The organism is Sphaerotilus sp., from assembly GCF_041083715.1.
Lineage (GTDB): Bacteria > Pseudomonadota > Gammaproteobacteria > Burkholderiales > Burkholderiaceae_C > Sphaerotilus.
This window is the reverse complement of sequence record NZ_JBFPGY010000303.1, coordinates 1-6,503: the sequence shown is the minus strand read 5'-3', so window position 1 is coordinate 6,503 and position 6,503 is coordinate 1. Positions and strand designations below refer to the sequence as shown.

Genomic DNA, 6,503 nt, shown 5'->3' with positions numbered 1-6,503 from the left:
CGCCGCTGGCAGGGAACACCGGTTGGCGGACTGGCTGTTTCACCGCATGGCCGAGGCGTCGGATCCGCTGTCGGCGCCGGTGCGTGCGCCCGGTGCGGGACGCGTCGGCGAGTTCGCCGCCTTCGGCCTGGCCGAGCGGAGCGCAGACCGCCATGCCGTGCGCGCCCACCTGGGCCACGAGCTGATGCTGCGGCTGCTGGCCCAGCTGCGCTACAACCACTGGCGCGCCGGGCTGGGCTTCGTCGCGCATCCGCGGGCCTCCGGTCACGAGTCACTGACCGAGCTGATGAGCGTCTGGGGCTTGAGCGATGCCCATTTCCAGCTGGCCGTGCCGCTGCCGGAAATCGACGGTGACACGCTGCCGAGCCTGTCGATCGAGCAGGAATGGCAGATGCTGGAGACCCATTTTGTCGGGTTGATCGCGCTGGTGGCACCGTCGCGCCGCATCAACGAGCTGCGCCGGCTCTTCGACCAGGGATTGGCCGAACGCTTCCGAGGCCAGGGGATCGAGGTGGTGTTCGACCAGCCCGACCACACGCTGCGCCGCCGCGCGGTGGTGGTGCGCCAGCGGGTCGAGAACAGCCTGTGGGACGACTGGCGCCAGGGCCGCCGCGCGCTGCACGACTGCGGGCAGCTGCTGGCGGCCGTGCTGGCCGATCTGGCCGACCGCATCGAGCCGCTGCGCCAGGAGCAGCACGGACTGGAGACACAGGCCACCGTGCTGAACCGCCAGCTCGACGCGCTGGAGCAGGCCGCGACCGGCCCGCTCCAGGCCCTCGGGCTGCTGCGCGGCGTGCGCGAGCGTGACCTGTCCGAGGCGACCTTGCTGCTGCGCGAATACGCGCTGGCCCGCACCCGCTCCAGCGCCATCACGCTGAGCCTGCGGTTGCTGGCCGAAGTGCAGTCGCAGCTCACCACGCTGCAGGGCATGGTCGATGGCGGCGAGATGGCCGTGGCGACGCTGGCCGAGGAAACCGATGTCGCCGCCACCGCGACGCTGCCGCCGCTCAACGCGGCCGACGCCGACGGCCGGCTCGATACCCGCGAGCTGCTGGCCCACTGGCGCACCCAGCTCGTCACCCGCGAATCCGTGCAGCGCGAGCACCTGCGCGTGCTGCGGGCAGGGCTGTTCGCCCAGCTGGGCGAACACGCCAATTTCCGTCTCTTCGCGCAGCGCATCGGCGAGCAGGAGACCTGCGATGCCCTGTTGGCCGCCTGCGCGAAGCGCCTCCCGCCTTCGGCCCTGCAGCCGGTGGTGTCGGCCGCCTGGGATGCCTGGGTGATGCGCCTGCACGGCGAATCGGACGCTGCGGCGCGCGACCTCGCCACGCTGCAGACACGCGCCAGCATCGGGCTGGCCTGGTTGCCGGCGGTGGCCGCGGGCCGGGTGGTGCAGAGCGAGCTGCTGCGCGTGCCGGCACCGCCGAAGCCGGAGCCGGTGGAAGCGCCCGACGGGGCGGACGCCGCGTCCGAGGTGACCGAGGACGATCTGGAACTCGATGGCGGGCAGACCGTGGCCCGGCGCCCGGTGACCCGCGTGGTGCCGTCGCTGCCGGGCGTGGCCGAACTGATCCACCGCATCAGCCGTCTGCAGCCGCTGGTACAGGAGCTGCCGGAAGGCCAGGGCGAGCTGGTGCTGCTGCGTGTGGTGCGTGGTCTGCCATTGCAGGCGCTGCCGCGGGTGCAGGAGCTGCACCTGCGCCATGAAGCCCACCGGCTGCAGGCTGGACGCGCGGCGCTCTGGCTGCAACTGGATGACCAGACGGCGCTGCCCGAACTGCTGGCGGCCGACGTGCAGGCGCAGAAGGCCCGCGCCCGCACCGTGGTGCTGCTGGCCGAGGCCTTCGGTCTGCTGCGCGAGGAGACCGACCCCGTCAGCGCCGAGCCGGTGCTGCTGCATGTGCGCCTGGATGACGACGGCTTCGAGCTGGACCGCCTGTGTCTGGGCCGGGGGCCGATCGACGCGGTGGAACAGGCGCGCGAGCGGGTGCTCCACGATCTGCATGACGAAGTGGCGGTGAGGCTGCAGGCGCGCGACATGCAGCAGCCCCTGGTCCAGACCGAACTGCGCGATGCCATGCGCCAGCGCATCGATCTGCTGCGCAACCAGGCGCCACCCGAACAGCGTGACGCCGTCAGTCGCGAATGGAACGAAGCGGCCCGTGCCGCCATGAAATTAGCCAGACAGGAATCCGTGCAATGAGTCGAGGTGTGTGTACCAATCTGCCCGCCGCCTGCAGCCAGGCGGCGGCCCGGGCCGTGTTGCCCTGTCCCGATCAGGACGCCCGCTGCCCCACCTGTGGTGCGGCCTTGCTGCCGGTCGGCGATGGTGCGGCCAAGGGCGTCGGTGCTGCCCGCTGGGCGGCCTCGTCGCTGGCTGTGGCGCTGGCGCTGGGGGTCGGCTGGAACTGGTGGCCCCAACGCGCGCCGGAGGTGACTGCGCAGCCCGCCGAGGCCGCTTCGCCGGCCGCGTTGGTGATGGCGCAGGCCGCCTCGGCGCTCGAATCCGATCCGCCCGGGGTCGGGACTCCCAACGTCTTCGCGATGCACGGCATGGACGCCCTCGGTCCCGTGCTGAGCGGTGAATTGATGGAGACATTCCTGACGCAGGAGGGCCATGTGGAAGTCCACCGCACTCCACCGGATCCGCATGGTGCCGTGCTGGTGTCTGCGCGGCGGCCCGGGGGACTGCGCCAGGACATCCGGCTCGAATTCGACGGCGGCTCTGCCGCCCCGAACGACGCCGGCCTGCGCAGGGTTTCGTCCACCTCCGGCACCGACCTGAAGGACAACCAGGTGCTGGTCGGCATGGACGCGCTGGCGGTGATCGTGCATCCAGACAATCCCATGGACCGTGTCAGTCTTGCGCAGCTGCGGGACCTGCTGTCGGGCCGGGTGGTGGACGGGACCCGTCTCGGCGGCCCCGCCGGCCCGGTCCGGGTGAATGTGCGCAGCGAGTCCAGCGACAGCTGGAACCTGGTCTGGCACCAGGTGCTGGGCGATGCGAGTGCCGGTGCGGATCTGCAACGCCACGAGTCCGACGCGGCGCTGGTCGCAGCGGTCGGTGCCGATGAGCATGCGCTGGGACTGGTGCCGCTGTCGGCGGTCGGCTCGGCCAAGGTGCTGGCAGTGGTCGATTCGATGGGCTCCGTCTGGAAACCCACGCCTGAATCGGTCGCGACCGAACGCTATCCGCTGACGCACCGGCTGGTGATGCAGATGCCGGTCGCGCCGTCGCCGGTGGCGCTGCGTTATGCGCAGTTCCTGGCCGGGCCGGTGGCCCAGATGAAGCTGCGCAGCAGCGGGCTGGCCAGCGCATCGCCGGTGCTGATCGACCAGGCAGCGGCCGGCCCGCTGACGGCTGGCGCGGCCATGAAGCTGCCCAAGGACTATGTCGCGCTGACCCGCGGTGCGCAACTGATGACCGGGCGCATCGGCTTTGCTGCCGAATCGGCGGATCTCGACGCGGTCGCCCACATCGACGTCGATCGTCTGGCGCGCCAGCTCAAGGAGCAGGCGGCGAGCAAACCGGTCTCGGTGATGGTGCTGGGCGTTGCCAATGACCCGGGGGGCTTCTGCTCCAACCGCGCGCTGTCGGACAAGCGTGCGGCCAGCGTGGCCGAGGCGCTGGCTGCGCAGGGCGTGCCGGTTCGTGTCGTGCGCGGTGTCGGCCGCTTCGCGCCCGCGCCCGCGGTCGCTGCGGACGATGCCGCCCGCGACCGCCGGGTCGAGGTCTGGGTGTCCGATGCACCGGTGCATCAGCCGGCGCCGTTCAAGTGCATGCGCGGTACGGGCGGGACCATGAGCTGATCCTTGGCCGGCGTCCGGCATGCTGGCCACCACATGGCACATCCGTGCCATGTGGGTTCTCCATCTCCACCATTTGTTCACGGGGTCCCGTGCTGAAAAAACTCCCGGCCGATCTATGATTTGTCAAATCGGGCAATAAAGCGGTTGGCAGGTCCGTCCTGCTCGACCCGGGTGAGTTCACAGGGGGCATATGCTATTCAATTCGGCAGGTTTTCTGCTGGCGTTCCTGCCAGCAGTGTTGATGATTTATTACGTTCTTCCGCACCGTTCGCAGAATGTATTTCTGGTGGTTGCGAGCTGCTTTTTCTATGGTTGCTGGGATTGGCGTTTTCTGCTGCCGTTGCTGTTCACCACATCCCTTGACTATGCATTGTCCAAGCGCATGGCGGTCGCCACGCTGACCGGAGCGCCGCAAGCCGTGCGCCGCCGACTGATGGCGCTCAGCGTGGTTGCCAATCTGGGGTTGCTCGGATTCTTCAAGTATTTCAACTTCTTTGCCCAGTCGGCTGTGCAGTTGAGCCGCCAGTTCGGTGCCGAGGTCGATCTGCAGGTCTTCGAGATCATCCTGCCGGTCGCGATCTCGTTCTACACGTTCCAGGCGCTGTCCTACACGATCGATGTCTACCGGGGCGAGTTGCACCCGACCGATTCGTTCTGGGATTTCTTTCTCGCTGTTCTGTATTTCCCCCATCTGGTGGCCGGGCCGATCCAGCGCGCTGCCACCTTGTTGCCCCAGATCACCCAGCCACGGGTGATCCGCCGGGACCAAGTGTTCGAGGGGCTCCACCTGATGCTCTGGGGATACTTCAAGAAAATCTATATCGCCGACAACCTGGCGCCGTTCGTGGACGCCGCATTCACCGGCGGGTCGCATCCTTCTGCCGGGACGGTGGTGGTGGGCGTTCTGGCCTTCACGTTCCAGATTTACTGTGATTTCTCGGGCTACACCGATATTGCTCGTGGTGTTGCCAAGCTGATGGGATTTGAATTCGGGCTGAATTTCAATCTGCCCTATTGTGCGGTCAATCCGTCTGATTTCTGGCGGCGCTGGCACATCAGTTTGTCGAGCTGGTTGTCCGATTATCTCTACAAGCCGCTGGGCGGCAGCCGTGTCGGGAGATGGCCCACGTACCGCAATCTGATGCTGACGATGCTTCTCGGGGGCCTGTGGCACGGTGCGGCGTGGAATTACGTGCTCTGGGGGGGCTACCACGGGCTGATCCAAGTGCTGCACCGGGCTGGCGGGCCGTTGCTGGCACGGCTGGGTCGGTCGTTCGAGCGCCTGCCGACGTTGTGGCTGGTGATCCGAATGGGGTGCATGTTTCTGATGACGTGCTACGGCTGGCTGCTGTTCCGTGCCTCGTCGCTGGAGCAGGTCGGGCAGATGACGCTGGCGCTGCTGCAGCCTGCTGGTGCCATGGACTGGGCTGGGCTGGGGCTGGTGGCGCGGCTGGTGGCGCCACTCGTGCTGGTCCAGCTGATGCAGTGGCGCAACCGCGACCTCTACTTCACGCGCCATCTGTGGAGCGGCCCGCCCGCCCGCGTCGTCAGCTATGCCGCGATGGCCTACACCTGTCTGTTCCTGGGTGGCCAACCGCAGTCGTTCGTCTACTTTCAGTTCTGAGTCGCAGGGGCCTGTCATGACGATGTTGTCCACCCTGCACCCGGTTCGGCACTGGCGCCAGACCCGCTGGATACGCTGGATCGGCTATGGCTTGCTGGCCGCTCTGACGTTGGAATTGTGTGCCCGCAGCGAGGACCTGGTCCGCCAGGGGGCTGCGTTCTGGAAGCCGTTTTCCATCGAATCCATCTTCCGCCAAGGCGAGTTCGGCCGCGAAGGGCGTCCCGGGGCCCATTTCGGCAAGTGGCAGATGAACTCGATGGGCTTCCGCAGTCCGGAGCCACGGCCGGGCAAGGTCCGCGTGCTCACTTTTGGTGCCTCGGAGACGTTCGGACTCTATGAGAGTCCGGGCAATGAATATCCCCGCCAGCTCGAGCGGACGCTGCAGCGCCACGGCATGCCGGACGCCGAGGTGGTCAACATCGCGCTGCCGGGTTTGCGCGTCGGTCACGCTGAATATCTGGCACGTGCGGTGCAGGCGCTGCAGCCCACCTGGGTCCTGATCTATCCGACACCGGCCAACTACATCGAAGCCGATGCGTCCTATTGCGGGCGCCATGTGGCACCGCGTGCACCTGTTCCCGAAAAAGCCCTGGAATTGCGCGTGGTCGGCAAGCTGGGCGAGCAGGCCCGGCAGGTGGTTCCGCCAGAGGTGACCACGGCCCTCAAGCGGCTGAGCATCCGTCTGGCCGAGCGCCACGTCGTCCCGGTGGACCAGTTGCCGCAGGCCACGCTCGACCTGTACCGGGACGATGTCGAATGCGCCGTTCGCACGGTCGAGGCACTGGGCACAAAAGTGGTGCTTGCGACGCACGCGACCGTGTTCGGGCCCGATCTGCAGCCCGGCGATGGCCAGATGCTGAGTGCCTGGCGTTCCTACTACCCCGAACTTCGCGAGGCGGGGTTTCTGGACATGGAGCGCCGTGCCAATGAGAGCCTGCGGGCGCTGGCTGCCAGGCGCGGCCTACCGCTGATGGATGCCGCTGCCCAGATTCCGGGTGGGCGGCGCCACTTCGCGGACTTCGTCCACTTCACCGACGAGGGGGCACGCCAGATGAGTGATCTGGCGGCA

4 protein-coding genes are annotated in these 6,503 nt (G+C 67.8%); all 4 read left to right on the top strand.

Annotated elements, in window-relative coordinates; all coding sequences use genetic code 11:
* A partial coding sequence (locus tag AB3X43_RS14170; protein WP_369430507.1) for a hypothetical protein occupies window positions 1-2,203 on the top strand: 2,203 nt, incomplete at its 5' end.
* A gap of 8 nt (window positions 2,204-2,211) precedes the next feature.
* Window positions 2,212-3,810 (top strand): OmpA family protein, encoded by a 1,599-nt coding sequence (locus AB3X43_RS14165; protein WP_369430506.1) that lies wholly within the window; start codon window positions 2,212-2,214, stop codon window positions 3,808-3,810.
* A 190-nt stretch (window positions 3,811-4,000) separates the two neighbouring features.
* Window positions 4,001-5,434 carry an MBOAT family O-acyltransferase gene (locus tag AB3X43_RS14160; protein ID WP_369430505.1) on the top strand — a complete coding sequence of 478 codons (1,434 nt, stop codon included), beginning with the start codon at window positions 4,001-4,003 and terminating at the stop codon, window positions 5,432-5,434.
* Between the two features lie 16 nt (window positions 5,435-5,450).
* On the top strand, window positions 5,451-6,503 hold a 1,053-nt coding region (locus AB3X43_RS14155; RefSeq protein WP_369430504.1), incomplete at its 3' end, for an SGNH/GDSL hydrolase family protein.